The following is a 14,389-nucleotide window of genomic DNA, read 5'->3' on the forward strand; positions in this document are numbered from 1 at the left end:
CACCATGGCCAACACCGAGACCGCGCTGAAGGAAGCCCTCACCTCCATAGAGGGCGCCACCGGTGTCGCGCTCGTCGACTACACCAGCGGGATGGCGCTGGGCACGATGGGCGGCAGCAAGACCTTCGACCTGAACGTGGCCGCCGCCGGCAACACCGACGTCATCCGCGCCAAGATGCGCACGATGGAGATGCTCGGCCTCAAGGGCGGCATCGAGGACATCTTGATCACCCTCTCCGACCAGTACCACCTGATCCGCCTGCTCAGCAGCCGCGGCGGCAACGGGCTGTTCCTGTACCTGGTCCTCGACTCCGGCCGGGCCAACCTGGCGATGGCCCGGCACCAGCTCAAGCGGATCGAGGCGGAGCTGGAGGTCTGACGGCGGCTCAGACCAGTGCGCCGGTACGGCGGCGGGCCCCGCCCGGGGCCGCGTCGCCGGCCGTGACGCCCGTACCACGCAGGCCCTTGACGGCCTTGCCCGCCGGTCGCCCGCCGCGCCGGTCGAGCCAGTCGACGCGCACCCACAGCAGCGTCTCGCGGGCCCGCTCCAGCCGCCCGAGCCACGCGGCCTTCAGCCGCAGCCCGGTGCCGAGCCCGGCCAGCAGCATGCCGCCGGCCGCGGGCACGGCGAAGGCGGAACCGAGCGCGACCGCCCAGCCCAGCAGCAGCCACCAGCGGTGGCCCCGGCGCCAGGCGCGCACGGTCACCGCCCGGTCCTGGAGCACGTCGTACTTGCCCGCGCGGGCCACTTCGCGGGAGAGGGCGGTGTACCGGCCCCGCCGGACGAGTGCCACGACGGCCGCGCCGACGAGGAACAGCGCCGCCCCCGCCAGCACGCCGATCCGGCGCCCGGTCACCCCCTCCGGCACGACCCCGATCCCCGCGGCGACCACCCCGAGCCACCACATCGGTGCGGCCCCGGCCCGTACGACGACGGCCACCCGAGCCAGTCCCTGTCCTCCGCGTCCTCCGCGTCCTCCGCGCGCCACGTCAGCCTCCCGTGTCACGTGTCCCCTGCGCATGTGTCTCGTAGGGAAGCTAATAGCAGAACGTGAGACGAATCTGAGAGTGGCGGGGCCCGGTCATTCCACGAACAGGCCGCGGGCCGCCGCCTTCGCGTCGAACTCCTCCAGACGCGCCTGGGCGTCCGGCAGGTCGTCGCACAGCGCCTCCAGCAGCACCCGGCCGAGCAGCATCGGCGCGCACGCGGTGTCGAAGGCGAGCCCGGTGCCGACGGCGGCGGGCAGCAGCAGGTCGGAGTACTTGGCGACCGGGGCGAACGCGGAGTCGGCGACGGTGACCACGGTCAGGCCGGCGTCCTTGGCGTAGGCGAGGGTGTCCACGACCTCGCGCGGGTGCCGGGGCAGCGCGAAGCAGAGCAGGGCGGTGGCGCCCGCGCGGACGGCGGCGTCGATGCGGTCGTGGATCATCGTGCCGCCCTCGTGGAGCAGCCGGACGTCCGGGTGCACCTTGGCGGCGAAGTAGGAGAAGCCGTACGCCTGGGAGGCGGCGGCGCGCAGGCCGAGCACCGGCAGCGGGCGGGAGGCGGCGAGGATCCGGCCGGCCCGCTGCACCGGGCGGGGGTCGGCGAGCAGCTCGGCGAGGTGCCTGAGGTTCTCGATCTCGGCCTCGACGGCCTGCTGGTACTCGTTGTAGGCGAAGACCCCGGCGGCCGGTTCGGCCGGGACGACCTCGCGCAGGTGCCTGCGCAGGGCGGGATAGCCGTCGAAGCCGAGGGCGACCGCGAACCGGGTCACCGACGGCTGGCTGACCCCGGCCAGTTCGGCCAGTTCCACGCTGGACAGGAAGGGCACGTCGGCGGCCCGGCGCACCATGCTGTGCGCGATGCGCCGCTGGGTCGGCGTGAGCCGGTGGCCCTCGAAGAGCGCCTGCAATCGGTTGGCAGGGCTGTCGGTCCCGCTCATCACGTACTCCCCCTCCGGATTCCTCGACGCCCCGGGAGAGTACAGCGCCGAGGCATTGACAAACACGGGCCTTCTATTCAGACAGTGTGTCGCTGCATACCGTTATACAGCCCAGTGTGGGGAGAACGCATGGCTCAGCTCGTGGAACTGCGCTCCATCGACGTCGTCCCGGACGAGGAACGGCACGGCACGGCCTTCAGTCAGTTCACGCTCTGGCTCGGGGCCAACCTCCAGATCACGGCCGTCGTCACGGGTGCCCTGGCGGTCGTCTTCGGCGGGGACGTGGTGTGGTCGGTCGTCGGCCTGCTGCTCGGCAACCTGCTCGGCGGCGCCGTGATGGCCCTGCACTCCGCCCAGGGCCCGAAACTCGGCCTGCCGCAGATGATCCAGTCGCGGGCGCAGTTCGGGGTGCGCGGGGCGGTCGTACCGCTGCTGCTGGTGATCGTGATGTACGTCGGCTTCTTCGCGTCCGGCAGCGTGCTCGCCGGGCAGGCGGTGGGCGAGCTGACCCACACGGACGACACCACCGGGATCGTCCTCTTCGCGGCCGTCACGGCGGTCATGGCGACCGCCGGCTACCGGGTCATCCACGCCCTCGGCCGGGTAGCGAGCATCGTCTGCGCGCTCGCCTTCGTCTACCTCGCCGTACGCCTCCTGGACCGCGCCGACACCTCCGCGCTGCTGCACGACGCGCACTTCTCGCTGCCGGTGTTCCTGCTGGCGGTGTCCCTGTCGGCGTCCTGGCAGCTGGCGTTCGGACCGTACGTGGCGGACTACTCGCGCTATCTGCCGCGGACGACGTCCACGAAGGCCACCTTCTGGTGGACGCTGTCCGGCTCGGCGCTGGGCTCCCAGTGGTCGATGACCTTCGGGGTGCTGGTCGCGGCCACGGCGGGCGAGACGTTCCTGGACAGCCAGGTCGGGTACGTCGTCGCCCTCGGCGGCACGGGCCTGGCCGCGTCCTTCTTCTCCTTCGTCATCGCGCTCGGCAAGCTCACCGTCAACGTCCTCAACACCTACGGCGGCTTCATGTCGATGGTGACGAGCGTGAGCGGCTTCCGCGGGCAGCGGCGGCTGTCCCGGGCAGGCCGGGCCGCGTACATCGGGCTGGTGATGGTCGCCGGGACCGCGGTGGCCCTGCTGGGCAAGGACAGCTTCCTGTCCTCGTTCAAGGACTTCCTGCTGTTCCTGCTGACCTTCTTCACGCCCTGGTCGGCGATCAACCTGGTCGACTACTACGTGATCTCCAAGGAGCGGTACGACCTCCCGGCCCTCGCCGACCCGCACGGCCGCTACGGCGCCTGGCGCTGGGACGCCCTCGCCGTGTACGCGGCCGGTCTGCTCGCCCAGCTGCCGTTCCTCGCCACGAGCTTCTACACCGGCCCGCTGGTGGACCCGCTGGGCGGTGCGGACATCTCCTGGATCGTCGGTCTGGCCGTGCCGGCGCTGCTGTACTGGCTGGTCGCGCGCCGCGACACGGTGGCCGGCCCGAACCCCGACCGGGGGGCTAACCCCAGTGCCGTCGAGTCGGCCGCTCCCTAGGCTGACCGCCATGAGCACACTCGATCCCCGGGACGCCGGCCTCAGGACGGACCCGAACCTCCGGAAGGACCTGGACGCGACCGTGCGCGCCCGCAGGGAACTGGGTGACGACTACGACTCCGCGCTGGTGGAGTCCTTCCTGGAGAAGGTCGAGCAGCGGATCGACGACGCGGTGGACCGCCGGGTGCGGCGCCGACTCGCCGAGCGGCAGATGGCGACGGCCCGCGAGACCCGGCGGCCGAAGCCGACCGACTCCTGGGGCGAGCGCTACGGCTTCGCCCTGATCACCCTGGTGCTGGCGATCCCGCTGTCCGCCATCGCGGGCGCGGTCGCCGGGCTGTCCGGGATGGTGGTCACCTGGCTCGGCATCGTCGGCGTCAACGGGGTGCAGGCCGTACGGCTCCACCCGGACCTCCTCGCCGGCCGGCGCGGCCACGACGGCACGGCGCGGGGCGAGTGACGGTCGGACCGGGCGACCGCGCTCGGCGGGGTCAGGCCTGCCGGGTCGGCAGCACCATGATCTGGCGCAGGTTGACGTGCCGGGGGCGGCTGGTGACGTAGGCGACGACGTCGGCGACCTCCGCCGCGGCCAGTCCCCCGATCGCCCCGAACAGCTCGTCGAGCTGCCCGGACAGCTCCGCGCTACCGACGTGGGACGCCAGTTCGGTCTCCGTGAGTCCCGGCTCGATGTTGGTGACCCGGACGTCCCGCGGCCCCAGTTCGCCGCGCAGGCTCTGCGACAGGTAGGTGACGGCCGCCTTGGTCGCCCCGTACACCGCGTAGTTCGGGAAGGTCACGTGCGCGCCGATGGAGGAGATGTTCACCAGGTCGGCGGTGCGCCCCCCGGCCGCGGCGGCCAGCAGGTCGGCGGTGAAGGCGCGGATGATCCGCAGCACGCCGGTGACGTTGGTGTCCAGCATCCGCTGCCACTCGTCGAGCCGGCCCTCCTCGACGGGGTTCGGCAGCATGACACCGGCGTTGTTGACGACGAGGTCGACGGCGCCGAACACCTCGTGGACCCGGTCCCGGGCAGCCGCCACGGACGCGTCGTCGGTGACGTCGGCGGCCACCGCGAGCGCCTGGCCGCCCGCCGCCCGGATCTTCTCCACCAGCGCGTCCAGCCGGTCCGCGCGCCGGGCGAGCAGCGCCACCCGGGCCCCCTCGGCGGCCAGGTGCAGGGCGACGGCCTCGCCGATGCCGCTGGCGGCCCCGGTGACCACGGCGGTACGGCCGGACAGGTTCTCGTACGACATGGGTGCTCCCTCGTGGATCGCCGGCCGGGGCTGCTCCCCGGCGGCCCGCACCACTCTCGTCGCGTCCGGCCGCCCTACCCAGGGATGCGGTTTTCCTGGGTCTGCCAGTACCACGATCGACGGGCTCCGTTCCCCTACGATCGGGCCATGGACGGGGACTGGACCGAAGCAGAGGTGGGCGACTTCCTGCGCTCGCGCCGCGCCCGCATCAGGCCGGAGGAGGTCGGGCTGCCCGCGCACGGGCGGCGCCGGGTGCCGGGCCTGCGCCGCGAGGAGGTGGCCCAGCTCGCGGGTGTGAGCGTCGACTACTACATCCGGCTGGAGCAGGGCCGGGGAACCAGCGTGAGCGACGCCGTGCTGGACGCGGTCGCGCGGGTGCTGCGGCTGGACGAGACGGAGCACGCGTACCTGCGCACGGTGGCGCGCCCCCGCCGGCAGCGGCGGAAGCCGGCCGGTGCGCCCCGCGTCCGGCCCGGCGTGCAGCTCCTCCTCGACGGCATGGAACGCAACCCGGCGTTCGTGCTGGGCCGCCGCATGGACGTGCTCGCCTGGAACGCGCTCGGCGACGCGGTGGGCGGCTTCAGCCGCCTGGCACCGGACGAGCGGAACGTCCCCCGGCTGGTCTTCCTCGACCCGGCCTCCCGGGAGCTGTACCCGGAGTGGACGGCGGTGGCCGCGCAGACGGTGGCCCAGTTGCGGCTGCTGGCGGCCCGGTACGCCGACGATCCCGGCCTGTGCACGCTGGTCGGCGAACTGACGCTGAAGAGCGAGGAGTTCCGCCGGCTGTGGACGGACCACGAGGTCCGCGAGTGCGCGTTCGGCGTGAAGAAGGTGCGGCACCCGGTCGCGGGCCTGCTGACCCTGCCGTACGAGACCCTGACGGTCCCGACGGACCCGGAACAGACGATCGTGGTGTACACGCCGGAGCCGGGTTCGGAGACGGCGGAGCGGCTGGCCGTGCTGGGCAGTTGGAACGCGACGACGGCCGCGGCCGGCGACTGAGGAACCACGGCGGCGAGCGGCCACGTCCGCGACGGCGGCGCCGGTTCGGGCACGAAGGGTTGCGCGGGGACCGCCGCACCCCCGTTTCCGGGGGGCGGGACGACGGCGGTCCCCGCGAGGGACGCGGGCCGGGTCAGGGCCGGGCCTACGCGTCCGTGGCGTCCATGGAGGTCCGGGAGCCGCTCCGGAGGTCCTTGGCGCCGTTCGGCGCCGGCCTGGGCGGGGAGCCGCTCCCACCCCTGCCGACACCCACTACTCTGCCGGGCCCGTGTTAAGCGGGTGCTGCGCGCACATGACGCGCTCGTACCACTTCCGCGAACCCAGGCCCTCGCCCGAGCCGGCTACTTGGTGCCGCCCTTGGCCAGGAAGGCCAGCAGGTCCTGCCGGCTGACCACGCCGGTCGGCTTGCCCTCGACCAGCACGATCGCGGCGTCCGCCGAACCCAGCACCTGCATCAGGTCGCCGACCGGCTCGCCGGAGCCGACCTGGGGCAGCGGGGCGCACATGTGCTTCTCCAGCGGGTCCTCCAGCGAGGCCCGCTTGCTGAAGAGGGCGTCGAGCAGTTCTCGTTCCACGACCGAGCCGACGACCTCGGCGGCCATCACGTCCGGGTGACCGGCGCCCGGCTTGACGACGGGCATCTGCGAGACGCCGTACTCGCGCAGCACCTCGATGGCCTGGCCGACGGTCTCCTCCGGGTGCATGTGCACCAGGGACGGGATGGAGCCGCCCGCCTTGTGGCTCAGGACGTCGCCGACGCGGGCGCTGGGGCCCTCGTCCTCCAGGAAGCCGTAGTCGGCCATCCACTCGTCGTTGAAGATCTTGCTGAGGTAGCCCCGGCCGCTGTCCGGCAGGAGCACGACCACGACGTCGTCCGGGCCGAGCCGCTCGGCGACCTTCAGCGCGGCCACGACGGCCATGCCGCAGGAGCCGCCCACCAGCAGGCCCTCCTCCTTGGCCAGCCGGCGGGTCATCTGGAAGGAGTCCTTGTCGGAGACGGCGACGATCTCGTCCGCGACGGTGCGGTCGTAGGCGGTCGGCCAGAAGTCCTCACCGACGCCCTCGACCAGGTACGGCCGCCCGGAGCCGCCCGAGTACACGGAGCCCTCGGGGTCGGCGCCGATGACCTTGACCGCGCCCTGGCTGGCCTCCTTCAGGTAGCGGCCGGTGCCGGAGATGGTGCCGCCGGTGCCGACGCCCGCCACGAAGTGGGTGATCTTCCCCTCGGTCTGCTCCCACAGCTCGGGGCCGGTCGAGTGATAGTGCGAGAGCGGGTTGTTGGGGTTGGAGTACTGATCGGGCTTCCAGGCGCCGGGCGTCTCGCGCACCAGCCGGTCGGAGACGTTGTAGTACGAGTCGGGGTGCTCCGGGGCCACGGCGGTCGGGCACACGACCACCTCGGCGCCGTACGCGCGCAGCACGTTGATCTTGTCGGTGCTCACCTTGTCCGGGCACACGAAGATGCACTTGTAGCCCTTCTGCTGGGCCACGATGGCGAGTCCCACGCCGGTGTTGCCACTGGTCGGCTCGACGATCGTGCCGCCCGGCTTCAGCTCCCCGCTCTGCTCCGCGGCCTCGATCATGCGCAGGGCGATGCGGTCCTTCACGGAGCCGCCCGGGTTGAAGTACTCCACCTTGGCCAGGACGGTCGCCTGGATGCCCTTGGTCACGTTGTTGAGCCGCACCAGCGGGGTGTCGCCGACGAGGCTGATCATCGAGTCGTGGTATCGCACCGTTGTCTCCGGTCGCTGCAAAAGAACTGTTCGTAGTGGTGCCGCCAGCCTAAGGCCAGCGATGTGGCGCGGGCGGTTGTTCACTCCCCGTCGAGATTGGCGCACGGTCCGTACGGGGCAAGGAGTGGATACGGCTACGAGGAGGTGGCGGCGACGCATGACGAGGATGTCGAGGGCACGAGTGGCCCGGCGCATCGCGGCCGGGGCGGCGTACGGCGGGGGCGGGGTCGGGCTCATCGGCGCGGCCGTCGTCGGTCTGGTGCTGGCGGAGGTGCGACTGGCACGGCGCCATGTGGGCAACGGCAGCGGGGGGCGGGTGCCGGTGGCCGACGGCGTGTACGGGCACGCGTACGACATCCCCGGCGAACCGCCGCTCCGCCTGACCATGCTCGGCGATTCGACGGCGGCGGGGCAGGGCGTGCACCGGGTGGGCCAGACCCCCGGGGCGCTGCTGGCCTCCGGGCTGGCGGCGGTGGCGGAACGCCCGGTGGAGCTGCGGAACGTGGCGGTGCCGGGCGCGCGGTCCGACGACCTGGACCGCCAGGTCGCGCTGGTGCTGTCCGCGCCCTCCCCCGTCCCGGACATCTGCGTGATCATGGTCGGCGCGAACGACGTCACCCACCGGATGCCCCCGACCCGCTCGGTACGGCACCTGTCGACGGCGGTACGACGACTGCGCACGGCCGGCGCCGAGGTGGTGGTCGGCACCTGCCCCGACCTCGGCACCATCGAGCCGGTGCAGCAGCCGCTGCGCTGGCTGGCCCGGCGGGCGTCCCGGCAGCTGGCGGCGGCCCAGACGATCGGGGTGGTGGAGCAGGGCGGGCGCACGGTGTCGCTGGGCGACCTGCTCGGCCCCGAGTTCGAGGCGAATCCGCGGGAGCTGTTCGGGCCGGACAACTACCACCCGTCGGCCGAGGGCTACGCGACCGCGGCCATGGCCGTCCTGCCCACGGTGTGCGCGGCGCTGGGCCTGTGGCCGGAGGAGGAACGGCCGGACGTGTCGCGCCGCGAGGGTTTCCTGCCGGTGGCCCGCGCGGCGGCCGAGGCCGCGTCGGAGGCCGGCACCGAGGTGACGGCGGCCATGCCGACGGGACCGCGGGGGCCGTGGGCGTTGCTCAAGCGGAGGCGCCGGCGGCGGGTACCCGAGGCGGAGCCGGCGGCCCGGCCCCTGTGACGCGCCTCCGCCGGGGTCGGGCCGGGCCGGAGCCAAGCAAGCGCTTAGACAATTGCGGCCAGTGTCACACCGCGACACCGGTGACCTGGCCCATACGTACGGGTAACTTCCCACCTGCCCTGCCAGAAAAAATCCGCCACTGGAGCCGTGATGCCCGAAGCCGTGATCGTCTCGACCGCCCGCTCCCCCATCGGCCGCGCGAACAAGGGCTCCCTGAAGGACCTGCGCCCCGACGACCTCACCGCCACGATCATCCAGGCGGCGCTCGCCAAGATCCCCGAGCTGGACCCGCGGGACATCGACGACCTGATGCTCGGCTGCGGCCTCCCCGGCGGCGAGCAGGGCCACAACCTCGGCCGGATCGTCGCCGTGCAGATGGGCATGGACCACCTGCCGGGCTGCACCATCACCCGCTACTGCTCCTCCTCCCTCCAGACCTCCCGCATGGCCCTGCACGCCATCAAGGCCGGCGAGGGCGACGTCTTCATCTCGGCCGGTGTCGAGATGGTCTCCCGCTACGTCAAGGGCAGCTCCGACGGCCTGCCGGACACGCACAACCCGCTGTTCGCCGAGGCCGAGGCCCGTACCGCGTCCGTCGCCCAGCAGGAGGGCACCACCTGGCACGACCCGCGCGAGGACGGCCTGCTGCCCGACCCCTACATCGCGATGGGGCAGACCGCCGAGAACCTGGCCCGCTGGAAGGGCGTCACCCGCCAGGAGATGGACGAGTTCGGCGTCCGCTCGCAGAACCTCGCCGAGGAGGCCATCAAGAACGGCTTCTGGGAGCGCGAGATCACCCCGGTGACCCTCCCCGACGGCACGGTGGTCGGCAAGGACGACGGCCCGCGCGCCGGCGTCACCCTGGAGGCCGTGCAGGGCCTGAAGCCGGTCTTCCGCCCGGACGGACTCGTCACGGCCGGCAACTGCTGCCCGCTGAACGACGGCGCCGCCGCGCTGGTCATCATGTCCGACACCAAGGCCCGCGAACTGGGCCTGACCCCGCTCGCCCGCATCGTGTCCACCGGTGTCTCCGGCCTCTCCCCGGAGATCATGGGCCTCGGCCCGGTGGAGGCGAGCAAGCAGGCCCTCCGGCGCGCCGGCCTGACCATCGGCGACATCGACCTGGTCGAGATCAACGAGGCCTTCGCCGCCCAGGTGATCCCGTCGTACCGGGACCTCGGCATCGACATCGACAAGCTGAACGTCAACGGCGGCGCCATCGCCGTCGGCCACCCGTTCGGCATGACCGGCGCCCGCATCACCGGCACGCTCATCAACTCGCTCCAGTGGCACGACAAGCAGTTCGGCCTGGAGACGATGTGCGTCGGCGGCGGCCAGGGCATGGCGATGGTCATCGAGCGCCTCAGCTGACCCACCGTCCGTAGCGGGTCACGCACGTACCGTCACAGAAGGGCCCAGAACCCAGGAAACACCGTGGTTCTGGGCCTTTTCGTGATCAAATCTCCCCCAGGATGTGACCTATCTCGCTCGCCAGGCACATCGGTGCAGGTCAGCGCGGACCGACAGGGCGCGCGACGAAACCTCGAACCCAAAGTCCTGTCCGTTTCGTGACGTTACGCACTGACAGTTGGTTAGTCCGCCCTTCAAGCTGATGTAGGAAGTCGGGGGTCGACTTGAACCGGGAGTATGTCAGTGAGCGCCATGCCGATCGCCCTGCTGCTCACCACGGCAGCCACCGGCGCCGTGGGTGTCGCCGTTCTGCGCACCGTGCTGAAGGTGCGCCGCCAGCTCACCGAACTGGCGGCGCAGCTCGCCGACGGCCAGGCGGCCACGACACGCGCCCTCCTGCCGAGCGCCCGCACCACCGCCGACGCCGAGGAGATACGGGCGGCCGTGGCCGAGGCGCTCGCCGAGGAGCGGGAGCGCGAGCTGGCCGAGGCACGCGCCTTCTGGGCGGCGCAGGAGGCCCGTGACGCCTCCGAGGCGCCCTCGCTGTACGGCCTGCCCGACACCGACGTGTTCCTGCCCCGCCAGGCGGACTTCGTGGGCCTGGAGCCGCTGGAGCCGGTGGCCGAGCCGGGCGCCGACGCCGACGAGTTCGCCGGGGAGTCCCCGGAGCTGGCCGCGGCGCGCCGCCGGCACCCCTCGCACCCCGACTTCGTCCCGGTGCAGTCGCCGGCCGTGAACGACCACGAGCGCACCGTCACCACGCTGGAAGAGCTGGCCGCCGAGCGCGTCGAACTCTCCGACGTCCGCCCCGGCCCGCTCGGCACGCTCGACGTCTACGTCTTCGCCGACGGCACCACCCTGTGCATGACCCCGGGCCACCGCGAGACGGCGGAACGGCTGGCGAGGGCCCTGGAGTCCGGCGAGGCCCCCTACCTCCTGGGCGGCTCGGGCATCTCCGGCGCGTACACCCTGACGTTCGCGTGCGGCGAGGAGACGGTGTACATCCTGGCCGACCGGGTGATCGCGTCCCTCTGACGGTCGACGTCAGACCCCCGCCCGCTGCCGCGCCTCCTCCACCAGCCGCACGGCCTCGGCGACCTGGTCCTCACTGCGCACCACGACCGCGAGGTCGTGCGCGGCCACCAGGATCTGGTCCGCCGCGGCGAACATCCCCGCGTCCGGCATCTCCCGGGGCTCGGCCCCCGGCTCCTCCATCAGCTGGGCCCGCCGGGAAAGTTCCCGGGCCAGGGCCAATGCCTCCGCCGCGGCGCTGCGTTGGAGCCGGCTCTGCGGTGCCGCCCGCAACCGGTCGGCGAAGTGATCCACTGCTTGGGTCAAGGGCGTCGTATCAACCACCCGCCGAGCGTAACGCCCCGCACTGTTGCCAATACGCGAACGCTCAGGCACGGTGACGTGAAGGACCGGCTTACATCCCCTTTGCGTTCGGAGGCGCCGATGTCCCATGTCTTCTCCGAGGAGACCCACCGCAATCTGCTCGCCCGCATCCCCCACTGCACCGGTCGTGAAGTCTCCGACTGGCTGCGCACCGTCGAAGAAGGCCCGGCACTCTTCCGCTTCGAGGAGAAGGTCAGCTGGCTCCGGCACGAGTACGACCTGGCGTACGGCCACGCCAAGGCGCTCGTGCACGAGTACGACCTGAGGAGGGCGGCGCGCAAGCTGCTCTGAACGGCACAGGGCCCCGGGCGAATTCACCCGGGGCCCTGCCGATGACCGGCGTCGGCGCTAGTCGTTGCTGCTGAAGATCGCCACCAGCCGCAGCATCTCCACGTAGATCCACACCAGGGTCAGGGTGAGGCCGAACGCGGCGAGCCAGGCCTCGTTGCGCGGGGCGCCGTAGGCGATGCCGTCCTCGATCTGCTTGAAGTCGAGGGTCAGGAAGAACGCGCCGAGCACGATCGCGATGATGCCGACGAGCGCGCCGAGCGGGCCGAAGCTGCGCAGTCCGCCGTCCTCCGCGACACCGAAGGCGACCAGCAGCAGGTTGACCGCCATGACCACCAGGAACGCCATCGCGATGGCGAGGCCGATGCGGGCGTAGCGGGCGGTGACGCGGATCCAGCCGGCCTTGTAGATGAGCAGGGTCGCGCCCGAGACGGCCATGGTGCCGAGCACGGCCTGGAAGGGCGCGCCGCTCCAGCGGCTGTTGTACATCTCGCTGAGGACGCCGAGGAAGACGCCCTCGAAGGCGGCGTACCCGAGGATCAGCGCGGGCGACGGGGTGCGCTTGAAGCTCTGCACCATCGCCAGGACGAAGGCGATCAGCGCGGAGCCGATGGCCAGGCCGTAGCTGGTGCCCGAGACGGGCAGCAGGACCCAGGCGAGGACGGCGCCGACGGCGACCGTGCCCAGCGTGATGGCCGAGCGGACGACGACGTCGTCCATGGTCATCCGGTCGGTGGTGGCCGGGGCCTGGGGCGGGGCGCCGACGCCCTGCTGTGCGTAGGGGTTCTGCGCGTACGGGTTCTGCGCGTGCGGGTTGCCCTGTGCGTACCCGGCCTGCGGTGCGGTGTTGAAGCCGGCGTAGCCGTTGTCGCGGCTGAACCCCCGTCGCGAGAAGACCGGGTTACTGCTCCTCATTTCACTCCTCCATGGCTGCCGAGCGCAGCCTTGGCTCAAGAGTAATGGATTGGCAAAGGATCGACCATGATACTTGAGGAGGATCTTTCCCCTGCTGTGCTGCGCAACACGCTACGCGGGCCTCTGATTCCCGGCCATGGACGGACGGCTAACCGAGCGGAAACCCTGTGTACGCCTCCGCCAGCTCGGTCTCGGCCGCACGGGAGGCGGCGATCCGCTCCAGCCGGGCCAGCTGGAGGCGGGCGTCGAAGGCGGTGGCGTCCGGGGCGCGGTGCAGCAGGGTCGTCATGTCGTAGGAGAACCGCTCGGCCTGCCAGATCCGGCGCAGACAGGTCGCGGAGTAGGCGTCGAGGAGGTCCGGCGAGCCGGTCTCCCGCTCGTGGGCGAGGGCCCGGGCGAGGGTGACGACGTCACCGACGGCGAGGTTCAGCCCCTTGGCGCCGGTCGGCGGCACGATGTGGGCGGCGTCGCCGGCGAGGAAGAGCCGGCCGTGCCGCATCGGCTCGTGCACGAAGGAGCGCATGGGGGTGACCGACTTCTGGGTGATGGGCCCGCGCTCCAGCCGCCAGCCGTCGCCCGTCTCGAACCGCCGCTCCAGCTCGTCCCAGACCGCCTCGTCGCTCCACGCCTCGGCGTCCGTCCCCGCCGGCACCTGGAGGTAGAGCCGGGAGACGGCCGGCGACCGCATGGACAGCAGGGCGAAGCCGCGCTCGTGGCGGGCGTAGACGAGTTCGTCGTGCGAGGGAGCGACATCGGCGAGGACGCCGAGCCAGGCGTAGGGGTACGACCGCTCGAACACCCGGGAGACCCCGGCCGGGAAGGTCTGGCGGGCCACCCCCCAGAACCCGTCGCAGCCGACGACGTAGTCGCACTCCAGCACGTCCTCGCGCCCCTGGTGCCGGAAGGTGACCCGCGGCCGGTCGCTCTCCGCGCCCTCCACGGCCAGCGCCTCGGCCTCGAAGAGCAGTGGCCCGCCCTCCTTCAGCTGGAGCGCGATGAGGTCCTTGCAGACCTCGGTCTGGGCGTAGACGGTCACGGACCGCCCGCCGGTGAGCGCGGGGAAGTCGACGCGGTGCCGGCGCCGGTCGAACCGCAGCTCGATCCCGTCGTGCCGCAGCCCCTCCCGGACCATCCGCTCTCCGGCCCCGACGGCGCGCAGCACGTCGGCCGTCCCCTGCTCCAGGATCCCGGCCCGCTGCCGCTGCTCGACGTACGTCCGGTCCCGGCCCTCCAGGACGACCGACTCGATCCCGGCGCGGTGCAACAGCCGCGCGAGCAGGAGCCCGGCCGGCCCCGCCCCGATGATCCCGACGGTGGTACGCATCGGTCGTCTCCCTGGTCTTCAGCCGCCCTACGAGGCGTTCGCCTGGTGAAATTTCTTTCACTGAGTTCCAGGCGTGAGTTTCCGACCGCACGGGCCCCGCTGTCAACGGTCGTGTGGCGGTCGAATGCCAAGAGGGCGGTTCCAGGAGGAAACCGAGGGAGGAAGGTGCCCGGAGCCGGACTCGAACCGGCACGCCCGCGAAGGGGCAGCGAGGTTTAAGCTCGCCGTGTCTGCATTCCACCATCCGGGCAGGCCATGGGCTCCGCTTGCGAGGTTCGACCCTATCGGGACCCATCCCCCGAACAGCGGAAGGGCGGACCGATGTTGTCTTATTTTATTGAGGTCTGAGGGTGCATCAGCCCGTGGAACGCGCCATCCGCACTTGCCAATAGCCTGACGCGGCGGCTGTACGCGCGTACGTGAAATGA

The 14,389-nt window shown here is 71.9% G+C and carries 15 protein-coding genes and 1 tRNA gene; 8 read left to right on the forward strand and 8 right to left on the reverse strand.

Annotation, left to right across the window (positions count from 1 at the left end):
- Window positions 1–4 precede the first annotated feature (4 nt).
- Complete coding sequence (locus tag IE273_RS06810; RefSeq protein WP_189814241.1) at window positions 5–379, forward strand: roadblock/LC7 domain-containing protein; 375 nt, start codon at window positions 5–7, stop codon at window positions 377–379.
- 7 nt (window positions 380–386) lie between these two features.
- On the opposite strand, the gene IE273_RS06815 is transcribed toward IE273_RS06810, so the two are convergent.
- Both IE273_RS06815 and IE273_RS06820 read right to left on the reverse strand, forming a co-directional pair.
- The gene (locus IE273_RS06815) at window positions 387–941 is read right to left on the reverse strand and encodes a hypothetical protein (protein ID WP_189814242.1); all 555 of its coding nucleotides are present in this window, start codon (window positions 939–941) and stop codon (window positions 387–389) included.
- A gap of 141 nt (window positions 942–1,082) precedes the next feature.
- Complete coding sequence (locus tag IE273_RS06820) at window positions 1,083–1,925, reverse strand: MurR/RpiR family transcriptional regulator (protein ID WP_189814243.1); 843 nt, start codon at window positions 1,923–1,925, stop codon at window positions 1,083–1,085.
- 129 nt (window positions 1,926–2,054) lie between these two features.
- Here IE273_RS06820 and IE273_RS06825 point away from each other — a divergent pair, with 129 nt between their 5' ends.
- Complete coding sequence (locus IE273_RS06825; RefSeq protein WP_189814244.1) at window positions 2,055–3,467, forward strand: purine-cytosine permease family protein; 1,413 nt, start codon at window positions 2,055–2,057, stop codon at window positions 3,465–3,467.
- Between the two features lie 10 nt (window positions 3,468–3,477).
- Window positions 3,478–3,927 (forward strand): hypothetical protein, encoded by a 450-nt coding sequence (locus IE273_RS06830; protein WP_189814245.1) that lies wholly within the window; start codon window positions 3,478–3,480, stop codon window positions 3,925–3,927.
- A 31-nt stretch (window positions 3,928–3,958) separates the two neighbouring features.
- Here IE273_RS06830 and IE273_RS06835 read toward each other — a convergent pair whose 3' ends face one another.
- Complete coding sequence (locus IE273_RS06835; protein WP_189814246.1) at window positions 3,959–4,720, reverse strand: SDR family oxidoreductase; 762 nt, start codon at window positions 4,718–4,720, stop codon at window positions 3,959–3,961.
- 147 nt (window positions 4,721–4,867) lie between these two features.
- Here IE273_RS06835 and IE273_RS06840 point away from each other — a divergent pair, with 147 nt between their 5' ends.
- Window positions 4,868–5,722, forward strand: a complete 855-nt coding sequence (locus tag IE273_RS06840; protein WP_189814247.1) for a helix-turn-helix transcriptional regulator — start codon at window positions 4,868–4,870, stop codon at window positions 5,720–5,722.
- 341 nt (window positions 5,723–6,063) lie between these two features.
- On the opposite strand, the gene IE273_RS06845 is transcribed toward IE273_RS06840, so the two are convergent.
- Window positions 6,064–7,455, reverse strand: a complete 1,392-nt coding sequence (locus IE273_RS06845) for a cystathionine beta-synthase (RefSeq protein WP_189814248.1) — start codon at window positions 7,453–7,455, stop codon at window positions 6,064–6,066.
- A gap of 157 nt (window positions 7,456–7,612) precedes the next feature.
- On the opposite strand from IE273_RS06845, the gene IE273_RS06850 reads away from it, so the two are divergent.
- The 3 genes from IE273_RS06850 to IE273_RS06860 all read left to right on the forward strand — a co-directional run bounded on the left by IE273_RS06850 (window position 7,613) and on the right by IE273_RS06860 (window position 11,074).
- Complete coding sequence (locus IE273_RS06850) at window positions 7,613–8,629, forward strand: SGNH/GDSL hydrolase family protein (protein WP_189814249.1); 1,017 nt, start codon at window positions 7,613–7,615, stop codon at window positions 8,627–8,629.
- 150 nt (window positions 8,630–8,779) lie between these two features.
- Window positions 8,780–10,000, forward strand: coding sequence for an acetyl-CoA C-acetyltransferase (locus tag IE273_RS06855; RefSeq protein WP_189814250.1), 1,221 nt, complete (start codon window positions 8,780–8,782; stop codon window positions 9,998–10,000).
- A gap of 291 nt (window positions 10,001–10,291) precedes the next feature.
- Window positions 10,292–11,074, forward strand: coding sequence for a hypothetical protein (locus IE273_RS06860; protein WP_189814618.1), 783 nt, complete (start codon window positions 10,292–10,294; stop codon window positions 11,072–11,074).
- A 9-nt stretch (window positions 11,075–11,083) separates the two neighbouring features.
- Here the strand turns inward: IE273_RS06860 and IE273_RS06865 are convergent, their stop codons facing one another.
- A complete protein-coding gene (locus tag IE273_RS06865) occupies window positions 11,084–11,395 on the reverse strand; it encodes a hypothetical protein (RefSeq protein WP_189814251.1) in 312 nt (103 codons plus the stop codon).
- A 99-nt stretch (window positions 11,396–11,494) separates the two neighbouring features.
- On the opposite strand from IE273_RS06865, the gene IE273_RS06870 reads away from it, so the two are divergent.
- A complete protein-coding gene (locus IE273_RS06870) occupies window positions 11,495–11,725 on the forward strand; it encodes a DUF4287 domain-containing protein (RefSeq protein WP_189814252.1) in 231 nt (76 codons plus the stop codon).
- 57 nt (window positions 11,726–11,782) lie between these two features.
- Here the strand turns inward: IE273_RS06870 and IE273_RS06875 are convergent, their stop codons facing one another.
- The 3 genes from IE273_RS06875 to IE273_RS06885 form a co-directional block, all read right to left on the reverse strand.
- Window positions 11,783–12,637: a Bax inhibitor-1/YccA family protein gene (locus IE273_RS06875; RefSeq protein WP_189814253.1), complete on the reverse strand. Its 855-nt coding sequence runs from the start codon at window positions 12,635–12,637 to the stop codon at window positions 11,783–11,785.
- 148 nt (window positions 12,638–12,785) lie between these two features.
- Window positions 12,786–13,961 (reverse strand): 4-hydroxybenzoate 3-monooxygenase, encoded by a 1,176-nt coding sequence (locus IE273_RS06880; protein WP_189814254.1) that lies wholly within the window; start codon window positions 13,959–13,961, stop codon window positions 12,786–12,788.
- A 166-nt stretch (window positions 13,962–14,127) separates the two neighbouring features.
- A tRNA-Leu gene (locus IE273_RS06885) sits at window positions 14,128–14,211 on the reverse strand.
- Window positions 14,212–14,389 lie beyond the last annotated feature (178 nt).

This window comes from Streptomyces olivaceoviridis (assembly GCF_014650115.1).
In the GTDB taxonomy this organism is placed as follows: Bacteria; Actinomycetota; Actinomycetes; order Streptomycetales; family Streptomycetaceae; genus Streptomyces; species Streptomyces olivaceoviridis.

Excerpts from the sequence above, each read along its gene's own strand:
- IE273_RS06880 (WP_189814254.1), bottom strand. The coding sequence starts at position 13,961 with ATGCGTACCACCGTCGGGATCATCGGGGCGGGGCCGGCCGGGCTCCTG.
- IE273_RS06840 (WP_189814247.1), top strand. The coding sequence starts at position 4,868 with ATGGACGGGGACTGGACCGAAGCAGAGGTGGGCGACTTCCTGCGCTCG.
- IE273_RS06850 (WP_189814249.1), top strand. The coding sequence starts at position 7,613 with ATGACGAGGATGTCGAGGGCACGAGTGGCCCGGCGCATCGCGGCCGGG.
- IE273_RS06810 (WP_189814241.1), top strand. The coding sequence starts at position 5 with ATGGCCAACACCGAGACCGCGCTGAAGGAAGCCCTCACCTCCATAGAG.
- IE273_RS06835 (WP_189814246.1), bottom strand. The coding sequence starts at position 4,720 with ATGTCGTACGAGAACCTGTCCGGCCGTACCGCCGTGGTCACCGGGGCC.
- IE273_RS06820 (WP_189814243.1), bottom strand. The coding sequence starts at position 1,925 with ATGAGCGGGACCGACAGCCCTGCCAACCGATTGCAGGCGCTCTTCGAG.
- IE273_RS06855 (WP_189814250.1), top strand. The coding sequence starts at position 8,780 with ATGCCCGAAGCCGTGATCGTCTCGACCGCCCGCTCCCCCATCGGCCGC.
- IE273_RS06825 (WP_189814244.1), top strand. The coding sequence starts at position 2,055 with ATGGCTCAGCTCGTGGAACTGCGCTCCATCGACGTCGTCCCGGACGAG.
- IE273_RS06860 (WP_189814618.1), top strand. The coding sequence starts at position 10,292 with ATGCCGATCGCCCTGCTGCTCACCACGGCAGCCACCGGCGCCGTGGGT.
- IE273_RS06870 (WP_189814252.1), top strand. The coding sequence starts at position 11,495 with ATGTCCCATGTCTTCTCCGAGGAGACCCACCGCAATCTGCTCGCCCGC.
- IE273_RS06830 (WP_189814245.1), top strand. The coding sequence starts at position 3,478 with ATGAGCACACTCGATCCCCGGGACGCCGGCCTCAGGACGGACCCGAAC.
- IE273_RS06875 (WP_189814253.1), bottom strand. The coding sequence starts at position 12,637 with ATGAGGAGCAGTAACCCGGTCTTCTCGCGACGGGGGTTCAGCCGCGAC.